The 22,517-nt window shown below is 61.9% G+C and carries 22 protein-coding genes; 7 read left to right on the forward strand and 15 right to left on the reverse strand.

What is annotated here, in order from left to right; translation table 11 throughout:
- From PK789_RS06535 to PK789_RS06545, 3 genes are all read left to right on the forward strand, one after another.
- Positions 1 to 286: TetR/AcrR family transcriptional regulator C-terminal domain-containing protein (locus PK789_RS06535; RefSeq protein WP_324307864.1), on the forward strand; the 286-nt coding region annotated here is incomplete at its 5' end.
- 135 nt (positions 287 to 421) lie between these two features.
- Positions 422 to 1,075 (forward strand): protein-L-isoaspartate O-methyltransferase family protein, encoded by a 654-nt coding sequence (locus tag PK789_RS06540; protein WP_324307866.1) that lies wholly within the window; start codon positions 422 to 424, stop codon positions 1,073 to 1,075.
- A 21-nt stretch (positions 1,076 to 1,096) separates the two neighbouring features.
- On the forward strand, positions 1,097 to 2,425 hold the full coding sequence (locus tag PK789_RS06545; protein WP_324307867.1) for a TolC family outer membrane protein: 1,329 nt from the start codon (positions 1,097 to 1,099) through the stop codon (positions 2,423 to 2,425).
- A gap of 62 nt (positions 2,426 to 2,487) precedes the next feature.
- Here the strand turns inward: PK789_RS06545 and waaA are convergent, their stop codons facing one another.
- Positions 2,488 to 3,789 carry a lipid IV(A) 3-deoxy-D-manno-octulosonic acid transferase gene (gene waaA / locus PK789_RS06550; protein WP_324307868.1) on the reverse strand — a complete coding sequence of 434 codons (1,302 nt, stop codon included), beginning with the start codon at positions 3,787 to 3,789 and terminating at the stop codon, positions 2,488 to 2,490.
- Positions 3,790 to 3,832: 43 nt separating this feature from the next.
- On the opposite strand from waaA, the gene lpxL reads away from it, so the two are divergent.
- Complete coding sequence (lpxL, locus tag PK789_RS06555; protein ID WP_324307870.1) at positions 3,833 to 4,762, forward strand: LpxL/LpxP family Kdo(2)-lipid IV(A) lauroyl/palmitoleoyl acyltransferase; 930 nt, start codon at positions 3,833 to 3,835, stop codon at positions 4,760 to 4,762.
- Here the strand turns inward: lpxL and PK789_RS06560 are convergent.
- Genes PK789_RS06560 through PK789_RS06590 form a run of 7 tightly spaced genes read right to left on the reverse strand, consistent with a single transcriptional unit; the run spans position 4,756 to position 10,325 of the window.
- Positions 4,756 to 5,631 (reverse strand): lysophospholipid acyltransferase family protein, encoded by an 876-nt coding sequence (locus tag PK789_RS06560; RefSeq protein ID WP_324307871.1) that lies wholly within the window; start codon positions 5,629 to 5,631, stop codon positions 4,756 to 4,758. The genes lpxL and PK789_RS06560 overlap by 7 nt on opposite strands.
- Before the next feature lie 11 nt (positions 5,632 to 5,642).
- Positions 5,643 to 6,941: an O-antigen ligase family protein gene (locus tag PK789_RS06565; protein ID WP_324307873.1), complete on the reverse strand. Its 1,299-nt coding sequence runs from the start codon at positions 6,939 to 6,941 to the stop codon at positions 5,643 to 5,645.
- Positions 6,938 to 8,053, reverse strand: a complete 1,116-nt coding sequence (locus PK789_RS06570) for a glycosyltransferase (protein ID WP_324307874.1) — start codon at positions 8,051 to 8,053, stop codon at positions 6,938 to 6,940. Before PK789_RS06570 ends, PK789_RS06565 begins: the two co-directional genes overlap by 4 nt.
- Positions 8,054 to 8,068: 15 nt before the next feature.
- Positions 8,069 to 8,272 (reverse strand): zinc-finger domain-containing protein, encoded by a 204-nt coding sequence (locus tag PK789_RS06575; protein WP_324307876.1) that lies wholly within the window; start codon positions 8,270 to 8,272, stop codon positions 8,069 to 8,071.
- Positions 8,273 to 8,319: 47 nt separating this feature from the next.
- Positions 8,320 to 9,027 (reverse strand): pirin family protein, encoded by a 708-nt coding sequence (locus PK789_RS06580; protein ID WP_324307878.1) that lies wholly within the window; start codon positions 9,025 to 9,027, stop codon positions 8,320 to 8,322.
- Positions 9,028 to 9,036: 9 nt separating this feature from the next.
- Positions 9,037 to 9,699 (reverse strand): YceI family protein, encoded by a 663-nt coding sequence (locus PK789_RS06585; RefSeq protein WP_324307880.1) that lies wholly within the window; start codon positions 9,697 to 9,699, stop codon positions 9,037 to 9,039.
- 35 nt (positions 9,700 to 9,734) lie between these two features.
- Positions 9,735 to 10,325, reverse strand: coding sequence for a malonic semialdehyde reductase (locus tag PK789_RS06590; RefSeq protein WP_324307882.1), 591 nt, complete (start codon positions 10,323 to 10,325; stop codon positions 9,735 to 9,737).
- A 116-nt stretch (positions 10,326 to 10,441) separates the two neighbouring features.
- Between PK789_RS06590 and PK789_RS06595 the strand changes: the two genes are divergently transcribed.
- Positions 10,442 to 11,428: a mitochondrial fission ELM1 family protein gene (locus PK789_RS06595; protein WP_324307883.1), complete on the forward strand. Its 987-nt coding sequence runs from the start codon at positions 10,442 to 10,444 to the stop codon at positions 11,426 to 11,428.
- Between the two features lie 3 nt (positions 11,429 to 11,431).
- Here PK789_RS06595 and glnE read toward each other — a convergent pair whose 3' ends face one another.
- The 5 genes from glnE to PK789_RS06620 all read right to left on the reverse strand — a co-directional run bounded on the left by glnE (position 11,432) and on the right by PK789_RS06620 (position 19,185).
- Positions 11,432 to 14,224 (reverse strand): bifunctional [glutamate--ammonia ligase]-adenylyl-L-tyrosine phosphorylase/[glutamate--ammonia-ligase] adenylyltransferase, encoded by a 2,793-nt coding sequence (glnE, locus tag PK789_RS06600; RefSeq protein WP_324307884.1) that lies wholly within the window; start codon positions 14,222 to 14,224, stop codon positions 11,432 to 11,434.
- A 156-nt stretch (positions 14,225 to 14,380) separates the two neighbouring features.
- On the reverse strand, positions 14,381 to 15,961 hold the full coding sequence (locus PK789_RS06605; RefSeq protein WP_324307885.1) for a flavin monoamine oxidase family protein: 1,581 nt from the start codon (positions 15,959 to 15,961) through the stop codon (positions 14,381 to 14,383).
- 94 nt (positions 15,962 to 16,055) lie between these two features.
- A complete protein-coding gene (locus PK789_RS06610) occupies positions 16,056 to 17,666 on the reverse strand; it encodes a phytoene desaturase family protein (protein WP_324307886.1) in 1,611 nt (536 codons plus the stop codon).
- Between the two features lie 171 nt (positions 17,667 to 17,837).
- Positions 17,838 to 18,464 carry a CoA transferase subunit B gene (locus tag PK789_RS06615; RefSeq protein ID WP_324307887.1) on the reverse strand — a complete coding sequence of 209 codons (627 nt, stop codon included), beginning with the start codon at positions 18,462 to 18,464 and terminating at the stop codon, positions 17,838 to 17,840.
- Between the two features lies 1 nt (position 18,465).
- Positions 18,466 to 19,185 carry a CoA transferase subunit A gene (locus PK789_RS06620; RefSeq protein WP_503011914.1) on the reverse strand — a complete coding sequence of 240 codons (720 nt, stop codon included), beginning with the start codon at positions 19,183 to 19,185 and terminating at the stop codon, positions 18,466 to 18,468.
- Between the two features lie 167 nt (positions 19,186 to 19,352).
- Here PK789_RS06620 and PK789_RS06625 point away from each other — a divergent pair, with 167 nt between their 5' ends.
- Complete coding sequence (locus PK789_RS06625) at positions 19,353 to 20,099, forward strand: electron transfer flavoprotein subunit beta/FixA family protein (protein WP_324307891.1); 747 nt, start codon at positions 19,353 to 19,355, stop codon at positions 20,097 to 20,099.
- Positions 20,099 to 21,040, forward strand: coding sequence for an electron transfer flavoprotein subunit alpha/FixB family protein (locus PK789_RS06630; protein WP_324307892.1), 942 nt, complete (start codon positions 20,099 to 20,101; stop codon positions 21,038 to 21,040). The genes PK789_RS06625 and PK789_RS06630 overlap by 1 nt, the downstream gene beginning before the upstream one ends.
- Before the next feature lie 68 nt (positions 21,041 to 21,108).
- On the opposite strand, the gene PK789_RS06635 is transcribed toward PK789_RS06630, so the two are convergent.
- Together PK789_RS06635 and PK789_RS06640 are read right to left on the reverse strand one after the other, a co-directional pair.
- Positions 21,109 to 21,510 carry a GtrA family protein gene (locus PK789_RS06635; protein ID WP_288968374.1) on the reverse strand — a complete coding sequence of 134 codons (402 nt, stop codon included), beginning with the start codon at positions 21,508 to 21,510 and terminating at the stop codon, positions 21,109 to 21,111.
- Positions 21,497 to 22,477 carry a glycosyltransferase family 2 protein gene (locus tag PK789_RS06640; protein ID WP_288968375.1) on the reverse strand — a complete coding sequence of 327 codons (981 nt, stop codon included), beginning with the start codon at positions 22,475 to 22,477 and terminating at the stop codon, positions 21,497 to 21,499. Before PK789_RS06640 ends, PK789_RS06635 begins: the two co-directional genes overlap by 14 nt.
- Positions 22,478 to 22,517: the final 40 nt, after the last annotated feature.

The following is a 22,517-nucleotide window of genomic DNA, read 5'->3' on the forward strand; positions in this document are numbered from 1 at the left end:
GCAAGTGGCCGATAGCAGTCTGTCCACAATGATTTGGGATGCCGGCCCCAAGCGCGTCAACGAGGCCTTCACCGCGCTACTGGAACGCCGGATCGCCGCCGGCGAGCTGGACATCGACGACCCCGCGCGGGCGGCCAGTCACTTTTTCACCCTGCTCAAAGGCGATCTACACGCGCGTGCCGTCCTTGGCGGCTGCTGTGGCGGTAACAGTGGTTGCGCCGACAGCGTGGAGACGCATATCACGAGCGTGGTCGACTTGTTTTTACGCGCCTATGCGCAGCGCTGAACGACAGCCCCTGCTGCCAAGAGTGGCGGTGACTTCCGGCACTGCGTGCTGGTGTACCAACACGCTCACACTGCGCACCAGTCAAGACCCTCGGCGCATTACACTACGCGGTTCCCAGTGACGGATTTTCCCTGCATGAATATCAACTTCGCCCGCACCCGTGAAACCATGGTGGAACAGCAAGTACGTCCTTGGGATGTGCTGGATATTCGCGTACTGGACACAATTGGTGCACTGCCGCGCGAGGCCTTTGTGGCCGATGCGCTGCGCAACCTAGCTTATACCGATACTGCACTGCCGTTGGGCCACGGCGAGGTGATGATGAAGCCAGTATTGGAAGGCCGCTGCCTACAGGCGCTGCTGCCACAAGCACATGAAAGCGTGCTGGAAATTGGTACCGGCAGCGGCTATCTGGCCGCCTGCTTGGGGCGCTTGGCGCGCGAGGTGATCAGCGTTGAATTGCATGCCGATTTGGCCGAAGCCGCGCAGGCGCGACTGACCACGCAAGGCATTGGCAACGTGACCGTGCGCTGTGCCGATGCGATGACATGGAACCCCGGCCGCAGCTTCGATGTGATTTGTGTCACTGGTGCGGTCGGGCAGATTCCGACACGCTTTATGGAATGGCTGAACCCGAATGGACGCATGTTCATCGTGCACGGTCAATCACCGTTACTGGAGGCGACACTGGTGCATCGCACGGTCAACGGCAGCCGCATTGAAACGTTGTTTGAAACCGACCTGCCCTATCTGGTGGGCGCAGCGCCTACGCCCACCTTCACCCTGTAAGCCCCGCTAAGGATTCTCCCCATGTTGCGTCGCCCACTTGCCCTTGCCCTTGCCCTTGCCTTGCTGCCTGTTGCGGCGCAAGCCGATGACCTGCTCCAGAGCTATCACAACGCACGCAACAGCGATCCGCAATACGCCAGCGCCGAAGCCAACCGACTGGTGTCCGCCGAGCGCCCGGTGCAAGCCCGTGCGGCGCTGCTGCCCAATATCGGCGGCAGTATTGGCGCCAATCGTGCCGATCACGGCGTGGGTGGCGTGCGTACCGGATCGTGGGGGGTGAACATGCAGCAATCGCTGTTCAACTTCGGCAATTACAGCAATTTGGAGAGCGCCAAGGCACAAGACCGCGCCGGTGGCTTCACCTTGGAAGCCGCTGGGCAAACCTTGATCACCCGCACATCGGCGGCATACTTCAACGTTTTGGTGCAGCTGGAAACACTGGCCGCCGCCGAAACCGCCGAAACCGCACTGAAAAAGCAATTTGACTACGCCAGCAAACGATTGGACGTCGGCTTGGCCCCCATTACCGACGTGTATGAAGCCCGCGCCCAATACGACGGTGCGCGCGCCAACACGTTGTTGGCCCGCAATGCCGCGCAAGATGCGTATCAAGCCTTGATCGAAATCACCAATGCCCCGGTGAAAAACCTCAAAGCGCTGCCCGATGACTTCAAGCCCGCGCTGCCGTCAGAAAAGGGTGTGGATGCCTGGGTCGCCAGCGCGTTGGATAACAACCCGTCATTGAAAGCACAGCGTGCCGGCCTGGATGCGTCCGAGGCGTCGGTCAAGACCGCACGTGCGGGGCACTACCCCACGCTGGGTCTCACGGCTTCGTATGGCAAGGCCATCACCGGCTTGTATGACCCGGCATTTATCGGCGCCAACAAAGCCAGCACCAGCGTTGGCCTGACTTTGAACATCCCCATCTTCTCGGGCTTGGCCACCCAATCCGGTGTGCGCAGCGCACTGGCCCAGCGCGATGCCGCTGCCGATGGCGTGGAACAAACCAAGCGCTCGATCGAGCGCAGCACGCGCAACGCCTATCAAGCGCTGGTGGCCGGCATCAGCGAAGTTGAAGCGCGTCGCTTGGCGCTGGTATCGGCACAAAGCGCTTACGATGCCTCACAAGTGGGCCTGGAAGTAGGTACCCGCACCGTGCTGGATGTGCTGAATAACCAGCGCACCTTGTTTGGCGCGCAACAGGCCTACGCCCAAGCCAAGTACAACTTCCTGCAAAGCCGGTTGTTGCTCGATCAAGCCGCCGGCACACTGGATGTCAGTGATGTTGAAGACATCAATCGTCTGCTGACGACCGATAAGGCCATTGATAAGAGCTTGGCGACGCAGTAATCGGCTGGTCTTGCCGGTCTACCGATCTTGCCGGCGAGGGTCTAGCGTTCACACAAAGAAAGCTAGATTCCCGCTGCTGGCGGCAACTTCGGCGCAATCAAGGTCAGGGTGCGTGCCAGTGCGCCGCGCCCTTCTTGCAAGAGTTGCGCGGCGTGTTGGGCCAAGGCTTGCCGCACGTCGGCATCATCAAACAATTCACACAGCGCGCGTGCCAGCGATGCGGCATCGGTGACCATGCGCATGGCCTGCGCCTCCCGCAGACGGCGTGCGATATCGGCAAAATTATGCAGATGCGGTCCGGTGAGAATGGCGGTGCCGGTGGCGGCGGGCTCCAACAAATTGTGCCCACCGATGTCCTGCAAACTGCCGCCCACAAAGGCCACCTGTGCACAGGCATAAAAATTCAGCAATTCACCCAAGGTGTCGATGACGAACACCCCCGTGCTGGTCTGCGGCCATTGCTGCTGTGAGCGCGTGGCCACCACCAGCCCGATATCGCTGGCGCGCTGCGCCACCGCGCGGAAACGCTCCGGGTGGCGCGGTGCCCACAGCAATAAGGCATCCGGATGACTGCGCAGCAAAGTCAGATGCGCCTCCAACACAGCGGCTTCTTCTTCCTCATGCGTGCTGGCCGCAATCCATACCGGACGCGCCGCACCCAGCGCTGCGGCAAATGCCGTTTCCACTTGGCAGGTTTGCACGGGTGCCATGTCGAATTTCAAGTTGCCGGTCACTTGCACGCGCTCGGGCAGCGCCCCCAATTCCAAGAACCGGCGCGCATCGTCGTTAGATTGCGCTGCCACCAAGGCCACACTGCTCAGCGCGCGCCGGATCAGTGGCCCCAGCACGCGATAGCCCCGCAACGAGCGCGCTGATAATCGTGCATTGAGAATGTGGGTGGGGATGTTGCGGTCACGGCAGGCAAACAGCAGATTGGGCCACAATTCGGTTTCCACAATCAGCGCCAGCGCGGGCCGGAAGTGCGTCAAAAACCGCCCCACCGCGCCGGGTAGGTCATACGGCAAATAGACATGCGCCACCGAGTCGCCCCACAACGCGCGGGCCCGTGCCGAACCGGTGGGGGTGATGGTGGTCACCACCAGCTGCAAATCCGGGCGCTGCGCCCGCAATTGCGCCACCAATGGCGCCGCCAAGTTCACCTCACCCACCGACACCGCATGCAACCACAGTGGCGCTTGTGCAGCGCCATCGGCATAGCTGGCATAACGCTCATCCCAGCGCTGAAAATAGGCACGCTGACGGAATCCGCGCCAGATCAGGTGATACAAGGTGATGGGCAATAACAGATACAACGCGGCCGAGTACACGCCACGCAGCACCCGCTCGGTGAAGTCGGTTTGCATCCGCACAGGATAGCGAAGCCACAGCCCCCGGTAGAATCCCCGTATGTCCGCCAATGCAGCAGCCCCCCAATTCGACCGCCCCAGCTTCTCGCCCCGGTATTGGCCGGTGTGGCTGGGGGTTGGCCTGTGCATGCTGCTGGCACGCCTGCCATGGGCCTTGCAGCAATGGTTGGGCAAGCGCATCGGCCCGCTGTTGGCCGTGCTCTTGCGCAGCCGTCGGCGGGTGGCCGCGCGCAATCTTGCGCTGTGCTTCCCAGATCTCGATGCCCCCGCCCAAGCAACACTTTTACGTGAAAGTTTTCAGCAATTGGGTATCGGCCTGTTTGAATTTGCCCGCGCGTGGTGGGGCTCGGTCGCGCCCATGCAAGGGCGCGTGCAGGTGGAAGGTTTGCAGCATCTCGCCGCCGCGCAAGCCGGGGGGCGCGGTGTGATTATTATTTCGGGGCATTTTGTGACCTTGGAAATGGCCGCGCGCTTGATGTGCGCGCATGCACCTTTGGCCGGGATGTACCGCCCTCACGCCACCGGGCCGATGGAATGGGCCGTGCGCCGTGGCCGCATGCGCTATGCCAGCGCGATGTTCACCCGCGAAGAACTGCGCCCGGCGCTGCGCCATCTCAAACAAGGCGGCCTGCTGTGGTTTGCCCCCGATCAAGACACCCGCCGTGGCGAGAGTGTGTATGTGCCATTTTTTGGCCATAGCGCCTATAGCCTGACGTCCACCCACCAACTGGCACGCCTATCCGGCGCGGCGGTGCTGGGTTTTGCGCATGTCCGCATGCCCGATGGCAGCTATTGCCTGCGGCTTACTCCGGCACTGGAAGCCTTCCCCTCGGCAGATGCCAGCGCCGATACCGCGCGGGTGATGGCCCTAATCGAAACCATGATCCGCGCTGCACCAAGCCAATATTTGTGGATCCACCGCCGCTTCAAACGCCAGCCCGAGCAGCCGGACAACGTGTTGTATCAATAAACCGGGGCGTCACCGGGTGGCCGCGTCTTGAATCTGCGATGCACCCACAAGTACTGCTCCGGCGCAGCCTGCAAGCGCTGCTCGATCCACGCCATATACCGCGCTGCGGTCACACTGTCATCGCTGTTAGGCCAATCTGGCCACGCCGGCTGCAGCTGGATATGCTGCACACCCGCCGCATCACGCCGCGCCCACAACAGCAGCACGCGCCCACCGCAGCGTTGCAACACGCCGCCAATCGCGCCCAAGGTTGCGGTTTGCACGCCCATAAATGGAACAAATACCGTGCGCCGCGCGGCATTTTGATCGGGCACATAAAACACGGCCTTGCCGGCGCGCACTTGCGCGGCAAATCCGGCAATGTCTTTTTTGTCGAAGGTGTGACCGGCGTAACGTTCCCGCGCCTGCGTCACCACCGCCTCGATGGCAGGGTCGTTATGCCGGCGCACCAAAATCGGCATCGGCTGCGCGATTGCATCGGCCACGTGGCGCATGGCCAGTTCGATGCCATCGTAATGTGCACCCACCACCACCACGCCGCGGCCTTCGGCCAATGCGTCTTGCAGATGTGCAAGCCCCTCGATGACGGCACTACCAGCCAATTGTTGCGGCGTGGCAAACCATGCGCGCAGGGTTTCCAGTGCGCCCACCGCATTGGACTGCAGGGTGCGTGTCAGTAATGTGCCGCGGGCGTTGGCATCCCATTGCGGGAAGCACAACGCCAGGTTGATCCGTGCAATTTTGCGGCGTCGGTTATTGAGCAACGGCAAGCGCAATAAAACCCATGCCAAGCGTGCGCGCGCCGGTGCCGACAGCCCTGCCACCCAGCGCCCGAGCCACATCAACACTTGCGCCTTGCAACGCCCCATCTTGGCCAGACTCAGTCCGTATCCCGGCCCAACAAACTACCGGCATACAGCGCTGCCAGCAGCAGCAGCACGCTGCCCCAAAACGTGGAATACGCGGCCAGATGGGTATTCAGTGGAAACACGCTGACCGCCAATGCCAGCATCGCCGGCCGTGCCCGTGCACGCGCAGCGGCATCGGCAAATCGCCATGCCCGCCAAGCCAATGCGGCACCTGCCAGCCAAATCAACAGCCCTACTAGCCCGGTTTCAGACAGCACTTCCAGCACGATCTGATGGGCATGCAGCGCCACCCCAGTGCCCCATGCCGCCACCACCCCGGGCTGGGGGTCACAGGCAGGAAAAGCATCGCGAAAACCGCGCACACCCACGCCGTTGATGGGGTGTTCGCGCACCATGCACACGGCTGCCGACCAAATCCGTCCGCGCCCACTCAATGCAGCATCCACACCTGTCTCGTTGGCCGATAGCGCCTGTGCGGTCAACTGCACGCGCCCGCGCACCTGCGGCGATAGCACCGTTGCCAAGCCCAAAGCCAAGGCCCCGGCGACAAACAGCAGGGTCAACCGCTTCCAGCCCAGCGCGCGCCAGCCGCTCCACAGCATTACCAAGGCATAAGCGATCCAAGACGCCCGCGAACCGGCCAAAATAATCACCAGCCCAATGCCTAACGCAGTCAGCAACCACCCCACCCGGCCAAAGCTTTTCCACGCCAATGCCAGTGCAAACGGCGACAGACTGGCCAGCAAGATACCCAGCTTCAGGTTGCATGGCCCCAGCACGCCGCCCAAGCGGTCGGCGACCAAGGTGGAACCTGCACACATGCTGCGCCCGGTCACCGCAATGCGGGCATGGTCGATCAACCAAAACAGCGGGCTGTGCCCGATGACTGCTTCGATCAAAGCATCACCGGTCCACACCCAGGCGATGATGCCAAGCCCAGTAAAGGTCTTCTGCCAACCTTCTTTGCTGGCCACGGCGGCGGCCACCAACCATAGAAACGGCAGATAACGCAGGTCGATCAAGACTTCGCGCAGTGACCGCCAGGTGTCCACCGCATCCACGGCCGATACCAACTCAGGCAACCAATAGGTGAAGAACAACACACTGGTCAATGCCCACGCCGGCCCACTGAGCAATTGGGTGCCACCGCGAAAACGCCGCACCAGCAAGGTTGCCAGCGCGCCTAACGCGCCCAGCACCAGCAGTAATTCGGCAAACCCATGCAATGGCCACAGTGCAACAAACGCCAACACCCACACGGGTGCCCAACGCAACATCGCAGGCGAGCTGGACGGCGCAACGGTATTCATGGGGAACAGACTCTCCGGTACAGCGACAACGTCGCCTCCTGCATCGCGGCCAAGGTGTAGGGCATCGTAACCGGCAATGGCGGTGGCTGCGCCAACAATGCGCGCGCGCACTGCACCAATGCCGTCGCATCGAACGCTAGGACTGCCCCCTGTGGTTGCAACTGTCGCAGCAATTCTCCCGCGCCACCATGCGCCCAGCCCAGCACCGGCCGCCCGACCGAGAGCGCCTCGATCACGGTGCGCCCAAAGGCCTCGGGCTTGCGCGAGAGCTGCAACACCAGATCGCTGGCGGCATAGGCTTGCAGCATGTCGGCGGTGGGCGCGGTGAATGCTAGGGCATCCGCCACACCCGCAGCCTGTGCCTGTAGCGCCAATGCATCCAAATATGCGCCACGCCCGGCCTGCCGTGCCCCGGGCATCCACAACCGTGCATCCACGCCACCAGCGCGCAACTGCGCCAATAGTGTGATGGCATCGGCGTGGCCTTTCAGCCGCGTGCCGCGCCCGGGCAGCACCAGCAACGGGCCGTTGCCGGCCAATTGCGGATGCAGGGCGGCCACCTGCGCGCGTGCGCCAAGGTCGGGCCGGGCCGTGCGCGGGAAGGCCGCCGGGTCGATGCCACGCGGAATCACCTGCAGGCGCGCCGAGTCGGTGTGCGGGTAATGCGCAAGCACATAGTCGCGCACCGTCTTCGACACACAAATCACGTACTCGCCACGGGCCATGATGGCGCTGTAGCGTGAAGGCGAATTCAAGCCATGCACGGTGGTGATAAAACGCGGCCGGCGTGCGGCGGGGATGCTTCGCAGCACCCACCAGCCCAGCCACGCCGGCAGCCGCGAACGCGCGTGCACGATGTCGGCATCGACATCCAACAACAGCGCACGCAGCGCACGCAGATGCCGCAGCGTCAGCGGCGATTTGTTGCCGATATCCAGATCAACATGCTGTGCGCCGATGGCTTGCAACTGCGGCAACATGCGTCCACCGGCCGACACTACGATGGCGCGATGGCCCGCGCGAACCAAGGCATCGGCAATTTCTAAGGTGGAACGCTCAACACCACCAGCGTCCAGCGCCGGCAGCAATTGCACCACGGTCAGGCGGCGCATGCGCGGTGCTGCAACTCAGTCCACCAACACGTACACGTTGCCGCAATACGGGCATTGGCTTTGGCCGCCATCTTCCACAATCGACAGATACACACGCGGGTGTTCGTTCCACACCGCATGCGCGGGCAATGGGCAACTCAGCGGCAGGTCGGCGCGATGCACCTCGTGGCGCTGCTGCGGCTTGGCGGTGGTGGATGGGGTGCGGGCGGGCTCGGCCATAGTGAGACAAACGTTGCGGACACCCGTGCAGTTTACCAGTGCCGCCCTCAGCCCGGCAGCGTCAACCACAACAGATCGCTGACCGCCGCCACGCCTTGCAAATGCAAGCTGCCGGACGCTTCCACGAAGCCCAGTGCATCCCCCGCCGCAAGCGTGCGTTCACCCAGCATCACCGCGCCACTGGCCACGTGCAGCCAGTGCCGCTTGCTGGGATCCAGCGCTGTTTCCAGCGGCTCGCCCGCATCCAAGCGCGCCAGCGCCAGCGTGGCCTGCTGGCGGATGGCAAGCGCCCCATCCACGCCCTGCGGGGCGGCCACCACCACCCAGCGTCCACGCCGCGCCGCCAATGGGAAATGCTTTTGATCGTAGGCCGGCTGATAGTTGAGCCGCTCCGGCTGAATCCAAATCTGCAAAAAATGCACGGCCTCGGTATCCGAGCCGTTGTATTCGCTGTGCTCGATGCCATGCCCGGCGCTCATCCATTGCACATCACCGGCGCGAATCACGCCGCTGTGGCCGGCGCTGTCTTGGTGCGCAAGCGCGCCCTCCAACACCACACTGATGATTTCCATATTGGCGTGTCGGTGCGGGGCGAAACCGCCACCGGCGGCAACCACATCGTCATTGAGCACCCGCAACACCCCAAAGCCCATCCACGCCGGGTCGTAGTACTGCCCAAACGAAAACGTGTGCCGGCTGTGCAGCCAATCCAGCGCAACATCGCCGCGCTGGGCCGAGGGGCGTTCGATGATCACGGCGTCACCTTACTTTGCGACCGTTGGCGCATCGGCCAACATGCCTTCGGTGGTGATGCGCAAATGCACTTCGTCGCTGACATTGGGGGCATATGCACCCACGCCGAAATCGCTGCGTTTGATGCTGGCGGTGGCGGTAAAACCAATCGCCTGTTTGCCTGCCATCGGGTGTTTACCCGCACCATTCATGGTGACCGCCAAGGTCACCGGCTTGCTGATGTCCTTGATGGTCAGATTGCCGACCACGGTGAACTTGTTGAGCCCCGCAGACTTAACGGCAGTACTTTTGAAGCTGGCCATGGGGAATTTGGCCGCATCAAAAAAATCTACGCCCTGCAGGTGCTTGTCCAATTGCGGCACGAAGGTGTCGATCTGCATGATCGGGAAGCTCACTGTCACGCTGGACTTGGCGACGTTTGCGGCATCAAACACCAGCGTGCCTTCGCTGATGCGGAACTCGGCGCTGGGCTGCGAGAAACCAAAATGCGTCCACTGCGCCAATACATTGGTGTGGCTAGGATCAAGCGTGTATGTCCCGGATACCGGCTTCAGCGCGACCACCGCCGTGGCGGCGGCCTTGCTGGCAGGTGCCGCCACAGCCATCGGCTGGGCCAAGGTCAACACACCAGCAACCAGCGCGGCGGACAATAACAAGGGGCGAATCTTGTTCATGGTGAGCTCCAGATGAGGAAACAACAGCCGAGGGATCAGGCGATTTGGCAAGCTTCATCGAACGACAGCCGTGGTGAACGCGGGAAGATGCTGGCGGGGTCACCATGGCCCAGGTTGACCAAAATATTGGAACGAATCGAAGTGCCGGCAAAGAATGCGGCATCCACCTTGGCATTGTCGAAGCCGGTCATCGGCCCGCAGTCCAGTCCCAGCGAACGCGCCGCCAAGATCAAATACGCGGTTTGCAAACTGCTGCTGCGCATCGCCACCCACGCCAAGTTATCGGCGTCGCGGTGTTCAAACCAACTCTTGGCATCGGTATGCGGAAACAGCACCGGCAGCTTGTCAAAAAAACGCAGGTCATAGCCCACAATCGCCACCACGGGTGCGGCCATGGTCTTGTTGTAATTGCCTTCAGAAAGCGCCGGCCCCAGCTTGGCCTTGGCCTCTGCGGACTTCACGAATACGATGCGTGCCGGCGTGGTATTGGCCTCGGTGGGGCCAAATTTCAGCAAGTCATACAGCTGCTGCAAGGTCGCGTCGGAAATATCACCACTGAAAGCGTTATAGGTGCGTGCCGTGCGGAATAATTGATCGTGCGCGGCGTCATTCAGTTGCGAAGTCATACGTTCCTCGAAGTTACGGCGTTGATGTTGGTGCACAGTGTATAGTTCTACAGATAAATCCAAACATACCTAGTTGCAACGAATCAGACGCAATATTGCAACAATGACCCTGTGACATGACGCCCACGCTTGCCCTTCACGATGGCCATGCCGGCAATGCCCGGCAAGCACTGGCGTTGGCGCGGGCACTGAACGCCCACGCCAGCGAATGCATCCTGCACCCAAGTTGGCTGGCACGGCAGCTGGCCCCACGCACTTGGCCGCTGCTGTCCGCACCACTAGGCGCAACCTTTCAGCTCGCTCAGCAAACGCCTCCAGCACTGGCGATTGGCTGTGGCCGCCAAGCCGCTTTAGCAACACGCCTGTTGCGCATGCGCGGCAGCCAAGCGGTGCAAATTCTTGACCCACGGATCGATGCTCGCCACTGGGATCTGCTGCTCGTACCCGAACACGATGCAGTGCGCGGAGACAATGTGGTGCCGCTGATCGGCAGTTTGCATCCGGTGGACGATGACTGGTTGTTGCGCGCCATTTCCGCATTCCCCGCACTGGCGATGCTACCCAGCCCGCATAGCGTGTTGCTGGTGGGCGGGCCCACCCGGCATGCGCCATTGGCGGATGCCGAATTTTCTGCGCTGTTACAGCGCTTGGCGCAACAAGCACAAGCCGAAAGCGGAAGTTTCAGCGTGATTGCGTCACGCCGCACACCGGCAGCATGGCGGCAGGTGATGGGCCAGATCAACGCACGCCTCCCTGGTCTGCGCTGGCGCGACACCGGCGATGGCCCCAATGCCTATGCTGGCCTATTGGCCAATGCCGACCGCATCGTGTGTACGCCTGACTCGGTCAATATGCTCAGCGAAGCGGCCGCAACCTATGCGCCGCTGTTCATCGCGCAACCCAGCTGCGCACAAGGCCGCCTGCGCGGCTTTATCGACACCTTGCTAGCGCGTGGTCGTGCCCGCCCACTGCACATGCCACACGGCGATGCGCATGACCGCACACACGACGCGACACTGGCGCATTTTGAAGCCCTGCCCCTGCGCGAAACCGCACGGGTGGCGGCAACCGTGCGGCAACGGTTGAAGTTGCCGGCGGCGTGACTCTCACGGTGCAGCGCAGTCGCTGACCTGTAACCCCTGCGCGCGCACCGCCGCCGCAATCATCGCCCGCGCTGCTTCGATCGGTGCATCGTAGGCGGCACGTCGCGGGCGTCGGTCCAATGTGCAGCGCAAGCCAACATCCAACAGCAAGGCATGCGCCGTACGTAAAGCTGCATGGGTGTCGGCATCCAAGACACCCGCCACTTGCGCCGCGTACAGCAGTGCCGCGCTGCTGCGCGGAGTGCGCAGTGCGGGCTGGGTTGCGCTATGCCGCAGCACGATCCATTGCAACAAAAACTCCAAATCGACCAAACCACCCGCACCTTGTTTGAGGTCGAACATGACCGCATCGCTGCGGTCTAATTCCGCACGCATTTTGATGCGCATCTTGCCCACATCTTCACGCAAGCGGTCTGCCTCGCGCGGGCTGGCCAGCACGTCGCTGCGCAGATGCTCGAACGTGGCCAGCAGCGCCGGCGTACCCGCCACGCCGCGTGCGCGTACCAGCGCTTGATGCTCCCACGTCCATGCGCGCGTGCGCTGGTAATCAGCGAAGCTGGCAAGGCTTGAAACCAGCAAGCCTTTGGCCCCATCCGGGCGCAGCCGCACATCGACATCGAACAAGCGCCCAGCACTGGTGCGTGCACCCAGCAAGGCCACGATTTTTTGCCCCAGCCGCGCATACCAACGCGGTGCATCCAGTGGGCGCGCACCGTTGGACACCGCATCGGTCGGCGCATCAAACAAAAACACCAAATCCAGATCGGAGCCAAAGCCCAGTTCTTCACCGCCCAGGCTGCCGTAACCCAGCACCGCAAACTGCCCCGCTGCAATGTCGCCATGCGCGGCATGCATGTCATCTTGCGCAAGTTGCAAGGTGCAGGCCACCACGGCATCGGCCAGCCATGCCAATCGCCGGGCGCAATCTTGGGCGTCGATTCGCGCATCCAACAACGCCAATGCCATTCTGAAACTCAGTGCTTGCCGCACTTCGTTGAGCGCATCCAAGGCCGCTTCGGTGTCATTGCCGCGTAGTGCCGCTGCACATTCGCGCTGCATGGCCTGCGCATCCGGCAATTGCCCACTGACCCGCACATCCAATAACTCATCCAACAGCAATGGATACACCGCCAGACGTTCGCCCAACAATGCACTGCGCGCCAGCACATCGACCAGGCGCTGCAAGGCCGCCGGCTGCTCATCCAACAACGCCAAGTAGCTCGTCCGCCGCAAAACTGCATGCAGCAAGGGCAATACCCGCTGCAATACCGCATCCGGCTGCGCCGATGTGGATGCGGCAAACAACAAGGCCGGCAACACCCGATCCAGCCGCGCACGCGCGGTGTCGCTCAAATCGCGCACACCGGGTGCACGCACAACATCGCACAGACTGGCGTGTAGCTCGGTGGCTGCTTCAAACCCTGCATCTGCCAACACCGCGGCATCGGCGTGTTCGGGCAGGCTGTGCCAATACGCAGAAAAATTATGCTTGCCGTCGCGCACGCGCTGGCGCGGGGCCAACAATGCCGCAAATTCTTCGGCCACCTGCGCACGTTGCGCCGTCAGCGTGGCATCCAGTGCCGGCCAATCGGGATACCCCAATCCACACGCAATTCGCGTGCGTGCCAGCAGCGATTCCGGCAACGCATGAGTCTGCGCATCGGCCAACATTTGGATGCGGTTTTCCAGTGTGCGCAAAAATCGGTACGCCTGCTCCAACATCGCGCCGGTCGCCACATCCACGTGGCCACTGGCCACCAAGGCACGCAAGGCGGGCAGCAGACGACGTTCACGCAACTCGCGCTCACGCCCACCCCGGATCAGTTGCAGCGCCTGCACCAAAAATTCAATTTCGCGAATACCACCGGGGCCACGCTTGATGTCATCGGTCATGTCTTTGCGCGCCACTTCGGCGGCGATCATTGCCTTCATCGCCCGCAGGCCATCCAGCGCGCCGTAATCCAAATAGCGTCGATAGACGAATGGCCGCAATGCGCTAAGAAAGGCTTCGCCCGCGTCGATATCCCCGGCCACGCAGCGTGCTTTCTGCCAGGCGTAACGCTCCCAGTCGCGGCCTTCACGCTGGAAATACAATTCCATCGCCGCAAACGACAACGCAACGCGCCCGGCATTGCCAAATGGGCGCAGGCGCAAATCCACGCGATGACAGAACCCGTCGGCGGTGACTTCATCCAGCAGCTTGGCCAATTGCTGGCCCAGCCGCGCAAAATAATCTTGCGCATGCAGACTGCGCGCACCATCGGACTGGCCTTCGTTGGCGTAGGCGTACACCAGATCGACATCCGAACTGAAGTTCAACTCGCCACCACCCAGCTTGCCCAGGCCAAACACCACCAACCGCTGCGCCTGTCCTTGCGCATCGCGCACCACCCCGAAGCGCTGCGCAAACTCGGCTTCCAGCGCAGTGAGTGCGCTTTGCAAACAGGCATCGGCCAAGGCCGTGCTGCCGGCCAAGATGTCATCCACCGCTGCGCCTTCAATCACATCGCGCCAAATCAGCCGGGTGGATTCGGCCTGCCGATAGCGGCGCAGCAGACGCGGCCACTCGGCACGGTTGTCTGCATCCAGCAGCGGCATTGTCAACGGTGCTGCTGCGGTGGTCTGCAACTGCGTCAGCAGATCGGGTTGTGCGCACAGCGTGTCGATGGCGAAATCACTGGCCTGCGCCAAGCGCAGCAGTGGGGTGTCGTCTTGCCATACGCAACCTGCGCCGTGCAGACGTTGCAGGGCGCGCGTGCGCAAGGTCGTCAATGCGGTATCGGGATCGTCATTCATCTGCCGATTGTGGCATTGCGCCCATAAAAAACCCGCCAAGACCGAAGTCTCAGCGGGCCTGCTCCCTCCCCCACGTCGGGACGCGGGTGGATCGTGCGGGATGGGCCGGGGTCAATGCACGCTGCACTGCAAAAAAATACTCGCAGGTTCAACAAATCAAACGGTCAGATCGTGGCTGCCACGCTGCGCCAGTACCGCCTTGGCTGCCCGCTCACCGGAATCGCAACCGCCTTCCATAAAACCTTGCGCTTCGATCGAGCAATGCTCTCCGGCAAAATGCAGGCCGCCGACCGACGCGCCCATCACCCCACCCAATGTTGCCCAGTCGCCCGGTTGCAGGCATGCGTAACTGCCTTGCACCCACGGGTTGGAAGGCCAGTGCATGCGCGCCTCAGTGGCGTTGCCACGCGCGGCAGCCGCGCCGGGAAATACGCGATCCAGTTCGCGCACCGCTGCTTCGGCCTGCTGTTTGGCACTGCCCTGCCTCAGCGCGAGGCCGTGGGCACCGCCGGTGAAATTGGTCAGCACCCCGCTGCGGCCAGCTTGCTTGCGGCTGGTCTCCCAACTGGTTTGATAGGGCAACGCACTCATCGATGCACCATTGGCGTGATGCTCGCGCCAGATGCGGCGTTCAAACCCGATCATCAATTTTGCATTGCTGCCATACGCCAAGTGGTCGATCGCGCGTCGTTTCAGCACCGGCAACGCCACGTCCAACTGCACTTGGCGCAGCAGCGTGAATGGCAGCGCCAATATCACTTGGGCCGCGCGCACCTGGCGTGAGGCCACACCCGCGCGGAAGCTGAGCACATAGCCACCGGCATCCCCGCGCAGCGCTTCCAGCACATGTCCTGTCTGGATAGCGTCGCTCAATTGGGATGCCAGCACCTGCGGGATCAAATCATTGCCGCCACGCACATGGAAGCGCTCGTCGCTGTCACCAAAAATATGGAATGCGTCGTTGCCGGTGCTGCCGATGAAGGTGAGCAGATTCATCGCCGACTGCTGGTCGATCTCTAGCCCCATCTCGGTGGTGTAGGCCACGTCCAGTAATTTGCGTAACCAGCCAGAGATGCCATGTCGGTCCAGCCACTGGGCAATACTGAGGGCGTCCAATGCTTGGAAACCGGGGTGATGATCGGTGGCGTCATACGGCCCATCGCCCGCCGTTGCAAGATCACGCTGAATAGCGGCAGCGACAGGTTCAAACGCGCGCACGATTTCGGCTTCATCGATCAAGCGACCATCAAAATACCAACAGTCGTGATCGCTATCCCCTTGCAACAAATCATCCAGTATCAGTCCCAACTCACCCGCCAACGTGCGGATGTAGGTATGCCCGGAATCGATCAACTCACCCCCCAGCTCGACCACTTGTCCATCGGCAAAATGATTACGCAACGACAACATGCGCCCACCCACGCGCGACTGCGCCTCATACACCTGCACGCGCACGCCTTGCTGGCGCAACCGCCACGCTGCAGTCAGCCCGGCGATGCCGGCCCCCACAATGATCACTGCCGCATCCTGCGTCGGCGGCAGGATGCGCGGCGCGCTGGCGCAACCGGCTAGCAATACGCCCGCACCTGCCCCTTGCAGCAAGCGCCGGCGCTGACAGTCGATACGTCGCACTTGCAGTTGCGCGTGCACTTCATCCAGCGGCATACGCGACTGTTGCGCGGCGCGCGCAATGGCCGCGGCGCGTTGCAACAGACGAAACAACGGGGTGCGACCCATGGCAAGACTCTGGCATTGCGGCTGGCGTTACTTCTTTCAACGCGGGGATCGCCACATGCAGGCCACATGCAGGCCATGTGCCCGTCATGTGCCCTCAATCTGGACGCGGGCCTTTGCGCAAATCCTTGAGAATTTCACGCGCGGCATTGCGCCCCGGCAGACCAGTGACACCGCCGCCGGGGTGGCTGCCGGCACCGCACAAGTACAGGTGTTTGAACGCCCCGCGATACGCACCCTGGCCCAGCAGTGGACGTGCGCTGAACATTTGATCCAGCCCCAACGCGCCATGAAAAATATCGCCGCCAATCAGACCGATGCGGCGTTCCAGATCCAGCGGGCTCAAGGCTTCATAGCCCAGCACGCTGCGTGAAAAATTGGGCGCGTAGGTGGTAACGGTGTCGATCATCAGCTGCGCCACGGTGTCGCGGTGCGCGTCCCAACCTCCCGCCACCTCCGGGTGCACCTGCTGGCAAAACAAGCTGGCCACGTGCTGGCCTGCGGGCGCCAGGGTGTCGTCCAGGGTCGAAGAAATCACCACCTCCACCATCGGTTGGCGCGCCCAGCCGGCGTTGTGGGCTTTGGATTTGGCATCGAAATAGGCCTGCTCGAAATACGCCAGCGACGGCCCGATCAAGATTCCGCTTTGATGATGCGGCTGCAAGTGGCGGCCCGGCATCGCCGAAAAATCCGGCAGCTCGCTCAATGCCACATTCATGCGGAAGGTGCCCGAACCACAGCGATAGCGCCGCATGCGCTGCGTGGTGTCGGCATCCAACTGCGCGGGCTCGACCAAGTGGGTGTACAGCAATTTTGGGTTGAGATTGCTCACCACTGTTGCCGCACGCAGCTCGCGACCATCGGCCAAGGCCGCGCCCACCGCCTTGCCGCCTTGCACCAGCAACCGCACCACTTCGGCATTCGTGTCGATGATGACGCCACGCGCTTCGCATTCGCTGCGCATGGCTTGGGTGATCGCGCCCATCCCGCCAATCGCATGTCCCCACGCGCCGGCCTTGCCATTGACCTCGCCAAACACGTGATGCAACAACACGTATGCGCTGCCGGGGGTGTACGGGCTGGCAAAATTGCCTACCACCGAATCCCAACCCAGTGCGGCTTTCAGCGGCGCGCCCTCAAACCAATCATCCAGCAATTCACCGGCGGATTTGGTGAACATATCCAGCAAGTCGCGACGCCCGCGCATGTCCAAATGTTTCAACTGTTTGGCGACCGATGCCGAGTGCAGCCAGTCGGCCAGCACAAAGCGGTCGCTGACATTGGGCGGCGTGCGCTGGATCAATTCGCGCAGCACCACCACAATCCGGTCCAGCATCGCGTAGTACTCGGGCAGCCGCTGCGCATCGCGCGCCGACCACTTCGCCACTTCCGCCTGCGTGTGCTCGCCACCAAGGCGAAAACTGCGCCCATCCGGCAGCGGCAAAAAATTGGCATAGGGCCGCTCGACCACGCGCAGACCGTGCTGATGCAAACGCAGCTCACGGATCACCTTGGGGTTGAGCAAGCTCACCGTGTAGCTGGCAACAGAGTTGCGAAAGCCGGGATGAAATTCCTCGGTCACCGCCGCGCCACCCACAATATGGCGGCGCTCCAACACCCGCACCTGCAAGCCCGCTGCGGCCAGATACGCCGCGCACACCAAGCCGTTGTGACCGCCACCCAGTATCAGTACATCGTCACGTTGCATCGGCCAACCCCATCACGGCATCCGTAATGGGTCAGGATAACTCCCTCTCTATCCGACCAGAGCCACCGGCAGGCGAACCCCTGTAGCGAAATCAAGGAGGAGGCAGCGGCAACGCCGCTGCCGGAGGACATTCGCGAAAGGGATTCGCCTGTCGGCGGCCCCCGCGATAGCTCAGTGCAACGGCACGCCGGTCTTTGCGACTGCTTCCTCACGGCTTACGCCATCGGCCAGTTCCACCAGCTTCAAGCCTTGCGGGGTGACATCGAACACGCCCAGCTCAGTGATGATGCGGTTGACCACACCCACGCCGGTCAGTGGCAGTGTGCACTGCGGCAAAATCTTCGAGGTGCCAGCCTTGGTGACGTGTTCCATCAGCACCACCACCTTGCGCACGCCGGCCACCAGATCCATCGCGCCGCCCATGCCCTTGACCATCTTGCCGGGCACCATCCAGTTGGCCAGGTCGCCCTTGTCGGTGACTTCCATCGCGCCCAGGATGGCCAGGTCGATATGCCCACCGCGAATCATCGCAAACGAATCATGGCTGCCAAAAAAACTCGCGCCCGGCTGCGCGGTCACGGTTTGCTTGCCGGCATTGATCAGGTCGGCATCGAGTTCGGCTTCGGTGGGGAATGGGCCGATGCCCAGCAAGCCATTTTCACTTTGCAGCCACACATCCATGCCCTCGGGAATGTAGTTGGCCACCAACGTGGGCAAGCCGATACCCAGGTTGACGTAGGCACCATCGGTGAGTTCTTGCGCGGCGCGCTGCGCCATTTGTTCACGGGTCCAGGCCATGTCAGTTGCCCTCCGGTTGGCGAATGGTGCGTTGTTCGATGCGTTTTTCCGGCGTGTCATTGACCACGATGCGCTGCACATAGATGCCGGGCAGGTGCACGTGGTCGGGCTCGATCGCGCCGATCTCCACCAATTCTTCCACTTCCACCACACACACTTTGCCGGCCATCGCCGCCGCCGGGTTGAAGTTGCGCGCGGTCTTGCGGAACACCAGATTACCGGCCTTGTCGGCCTTCCACGCCTTGACCAGCGACACGTCGGCCTTCAGCGCGGTTTCCAGCACATACATGCGGCCATCGAACGCGCGGGTCTCCTTACCTTCGGCAACCACCGTGCCGTAGCCGGTGGCGGTGAAAAAGGCGGGGATGCCGGCACCGCCGGCGCGCAGACGCTCGGCCAGCGTGCCTTGCGGGTTGAATTCCAGCTCCAGTTCGCCGCCCAAAAATTGGCGTTCGAACTCTTTGTTTTCGCCCACATACGACGAAATCATTTTTTTGATCTGCCGTGTGGTCAGCAATTGGCCCAAGCCAAAACCGTCCACACCGGCGTTATTGGAAATCACGGTCAAGCCGCTCACTCCCGAATCGCGCAGTGCGGCGATCAAGGCCTCGGGAATGCCGCACAGGCCGAAGCCGCCCACGGCAAGGGTTTGACCATCTGCCACCAACCCATCGAGGGCGGCGGCAGCGCTTGGGTAAAGTTTGCTCTTGGCAGTTGCCACGGGCGGTGCTCCAACGCGGGGTAGAGCAGCCATTCTAGCGATTCGTGCGAGAACACCCAGCGTACCTTTGGGCAATTCCGCATTTTTCTGCGGCCGCCGCCGGCGTCCGTTAAAATAGGCGGCTGGCCCTTGGGGCCCCGATTTCCGCTATTGCAAGGATTGTCACGGTGAAAATTCTCGTCGGCTACAAGCGCGTGGTGGACTCCAATGTCCGCATCCAAGTCAAACCGGACGGCAGCGGTGTGGTCACCGATGGCGTCAAACTCTCGCCCAATCCATTTGATGACATCGCACTGGAAGAAGCCCTGCGTCTGCGCGATGCCGGCATCGCCAGCGAAGTGGTGGTCGTCACCCTTGCCCCCGCCGACGCACAACCGCATCTGCGCAATGGCTTGGCGATGGGTGCCAACCGCGCCATCCACGTGGTGACCGATGCCGCCATCCAACCGCTGACGGCGGCGCGTGCGCTGCTGAAGTTGATCGAAAAAGAACAGCCCGATGTGGTGTTGCTGGGCAAACAAGCGATTGATGATGATGCCAACCAGACCGGGCAAATGTTGGCCACCTTGTGGGGCCGCCCGCAGGCGACCTTTGCCAGCAAACTGACGATTGCCGACGGCAAAGCCACCGTCGTGCGGGAGGTCGATGCCGGCTTGGAAACCCTGGAAGTGGACTTGCCCGCCGTGGTCACCACCGACCTGCGTTTGAACGAGCCGCGCTTCATCAAACTGCCCGACATCATGAAGGCCAAGAGCAAGCCGCTGGAAACGATTGCATTTGCCGATTTGGGTGTGGATGCCAACGATTCACTGACCACCACCGCCTACGCCGCACCCGCCAAGCGTAGCCGTGGGGTGATGGTGAAAGATGCGGCCGAACTGGTGGCCGCGCTCAAGCAAAAGGGGTTGCTGTAATGTCCAAGGTTCTCATCGTTGCCGAACACGCCAACGGCAAACTCAATGCCGCCACCGCCAAATGCGTCACCGCTGCGCAGGCATTGGCACCTGCCGCCATCGACATCGTGGTGCTGGCCGCTGACCCGACGGATGTGGCCGCACAAGCGGCGCAACTTGCCGGCGTCAACAGCGTTCTCAGCGTGGCCAATGCCGCCAATGCGCAGGCCATCGCACAAGTGCTGGCACCGCAAATTGCCCACCTAGCCACCGGCTACACGCATGTGTTTGGCCCCTCCACCACCTTCGGCAAGGACCTCATGCCGTGCGTGGCCGCGCTGCTGGGTGTCAACCAAATTTCCGACTTGATGGCGGTGGACGGCAGCCACAGCTTCAAACGCCCGATCTACGCCGGCAACGCCATCATCAGCGTGCAAGCACCGCCCGACCAGACCGTGGTGGCCACCGTGCGCACCGCTTCGTGGGCCGAAGCGGCGCAAGGCGGCACCGCCAGCGTGACGGCTGTGAATGTGGATGCCAGCCTGCCCAGCCACACCCGCTTTATCGGGCTGGCCGCCGGTGCGTCTGACCGCCCCGACCTGCAAAGCGCCAAGCGTGTGGTTTCCGGTGGCCGTGGTGTGGGTTCGGAAGAAAATTTCAAAATCATCTACCAATTGGCCGACAAGCTCGGTGCCGGCGTGGGTGCCTCACGCGCAGCGGTGGATGCCGGCTACGTGCCCAGCGATTTGCAGGTGGGCCAAACCGGCAAAATCATTGCGCCAGAACTCTATGTGGCAGTGGGCATCAGCGGCGCAATCCAGCACCTGACCGGCATCAAAGATGCCGGCACCATCGTGGCCATCAACAAAGATGGCGATGCGCCGATTTTTGAAATTGCCGATCTTGGCTTGGTGGGCGATCTGTTCCAGATCTTGCCGGAGCTGGAAGCGGCGCTGGGTTGATTGCCACGTTGGCGACGCCGCCTGTTCCGGCAGGCGGCGCAATTGCAGCGTGTGTCCCTACGCACCTATCAGCGATAAATCCATAGCCGATAGGTCAGAAAACTGATCCCGGCCAAGGCAACCTCGACGACGGGCTTTGCCAGCCATGCCCAATGCATCCCCACTTGGGTGTGGATCATCTGCATGGCGATCGTCCCGATGATCGTCACCACCACCCATGCCGATGCAAACCGCATAAAACGCCGCCACCCCAGCCGGCTGCCCTGCGGGCCACGAAACGTATATTTGCCATTGAGCCCGTAAGAAATCCCGGCACCGCTGATCCGTGCCAACAAATTGGCAGGAACGACCGCCATGCCGCACCACGTCAGCGCCACAAAGCAGCTCCAATCCACTGCCAGCGCAAGCAGGCCAACGATGCCATAGCCCACGCTCTGCCGCGCCAACACGCGCAACTCAGCGCTGGCCATGACGTGACGGCACATATTGCTTGGTGAAATACAGTGGCCGTCGTTTGACCTCGTTGAACATGCGCCCGATGTATTCGCCCAACATCCCCAGCGCGGTCAATTGAATGCCGCCCAAGAACAAAATCACGCACATCAACGATGGGTAGCCCTTCACCGGATCGCCGTACAACCAGGTTTTGGCAATCAACACCGCCATCGCAATGAAGGCCAGCACCGCCACCAGCAAACCAAAATACGTTGCCAATTTGAGCGGCGCGATGGTGAACGAGGTAATGCCCTCGATGGCCACGTTCCACAGCTTCCAGTAGTTGAATTTGGTGTGCCCGGCATGGCGCGGATCGCGGTCATACGCCACTGCCACCGAAGGGTAACCCACCCACGCAAACAAGCCCTTCATCAGCCGGTGCTGTTCACGCAATGCGCGCACCGACTCCACTGCGCGCCGACTGAGCAGGCGGTAGTCACCAGTGTCTTGCGGAATATCCACACGCGAGAGTTTTCGGATGATGCGATAAAACCACGCTGCGCTGAATTTTTTTAGCCATGTCTCGCCTTCACGCCGGCGACGCCTTGCATACACATTGTCGTAGCCGGCACGCCATTGGGTCAGCAATTGCGGGATCAACTCTGGCGGGTCTTGCAAGTCGGCATCGATCACCACCACGGCCTCGCCACGCACGTGGTCAAGACCGGCGGCCATGGCGATTTCTTTGCCGAAATTGCGGCTCAAATCGACCAGTGCCACATTGGCATCCACCCCACACAACTGCTCCAGCCATGCCAACGAACCATCACTGCTGCCGTCGTTGACATACAACACTTCATACGTATCCACACTGGCACGCAACACCGCCGTCATGCGCTGGTGGAACGCTGGCAGTACTTCAATTTCGTTGTACACCGGCACCAACACGCTGAGGGTGGGCGTGGGTGCGCATGCACTCTCCGTGATCTCGACTGCCTGCATGCACCTTGCTCCTCATCCACATTTTCGCTTAGCGAACACC

This window comes from Thermomonas sp., assembly GCF_035369645.1.
Classification (GTDB): Bacteria; Pseudomonadota; Gammaproteobacteria; order Xanthomonadales; family Xanthomonadaceae; genus Thermomonas.

Coding starts and splice junctions, on each gene's coding strand:
- PK789_RS06595 (WP_324307883.1), top strand. CDS start 10,442: ATGACGCCCACGCTTGCCCTTCACGATGGCCATGCCGGCAATGCCCGG.
- PK789_RS06565 (WP_324307873.1), bottom strand. CDS start 6,941: ATGAATACCGTTGCGCCGTCCAGCTCGCCTGCGATGTTGCGTTGGGCA.
- PK789_RS06540 (WP_324307866.1), top strand. CDS start 422: ATGAATATCAACTTCGCCCGCACCCGTGAAACCATGGTGGAACAGCAA.
- PK789_RS06610 (WP_324307886.1), bottom strand. CDS start 17,666: ATGCAACGTGACGATGTACTGATACTGGGTGGCGGTCACAACGGCTTG.
- glnE (WP_324307884.1), bottom strand. CDS start 14,224: ATGAATGACGATCCCGATACCGCATTGACGACCTTGCGCACGCGCGCC.
- waaA (WP_324307868.1), bottom strand. CDS start 3,789: ATGCAAACCGACTTCACCGAGCGGGTGCTGCGTGGCGTGTACTCGGCC.
- lpxL (WP_324307870.1), top strand. CDS start 3,833: ATGTCCGCCAATGCAGCAGCCCCCCAATTCGACCGCCCCAGCTTCTCG.
- PK789_RS06590 (WP_324307882.1), bottom strand. CDS start 10,325: ATGACTTCGCAACTGAATGACGCCGCGCACGATCAATTATTCCGCACG.
- PK789_RS06560 (WP_324307871.1), bottom strand. CDS start 5,631: ATGGGGCGTTGCAAGGCGCAAGTGTTGATGTGGCTCGGGCGCTGGGTG.
- PK789_RS06575 (WP_324307876.1), bottom strand. CDS start 8,272: ATGGCCGAGCCCGCCCGCACCCCATCCACCACCGCCAAGCCGCAGCAG.
- PK789_RS06605 (WP_324307885.1), bottom strand. CDS start 15,961: ATGGGTCGCACCCCGTTGTTTCGTCTGTTGCAACGCGCCGCGGCCATT.
- PK789_RS06545 (WP_324307867.1), top strand. CDS start 1,097: ATGTTGCGTCGCCCACTTGCCCTTGCCCTTGCCCTTGCCTTGCTGCCT.
- PK789_RS06630 (WP_324307892.1), top strand. CDS start 20,099: ATGTCCAAGGTTCTCATCGTTGCCGAACACGCCAACGGCAAACTCAAT.
- PK789_RS06585 (WP_324307880.1), bottom strand. CDS start 9,699: ATGAACAAGATTCGCCCCTTGTTATTGTCCGCCGCGCTGGTTGCTGGT.
- PK789_RS06640 (WP_288968375.1), bottom strand. CDS start 22,477: ATGCAGGCAGTCGAGATCACGGAGAGTGCATGCGCACCCACGCCCACC.
- PK789_RS06570 (WP_324307874.1), bottom strand. CDS start 8,053: ATGCGCCGCCTGACCGTGGTGCAATTGCTGCCGGCGCTGGACGCTGGT.
- PK789_RS06615 (WP_324307887.1), bottom strand. CDS start 18,464: ATGGCCTGGACCCGTGAACAAATGGCGCAGCGCGCCGCGCAAGAACTC.
- PK789_RS06635 (WP_288968374.1), bottom strand. CDS start 21,510: ATGGCCAGCGCTGAGTTGCGCGTGTTGGCGCGGCAGAGCGTGGGCTAT.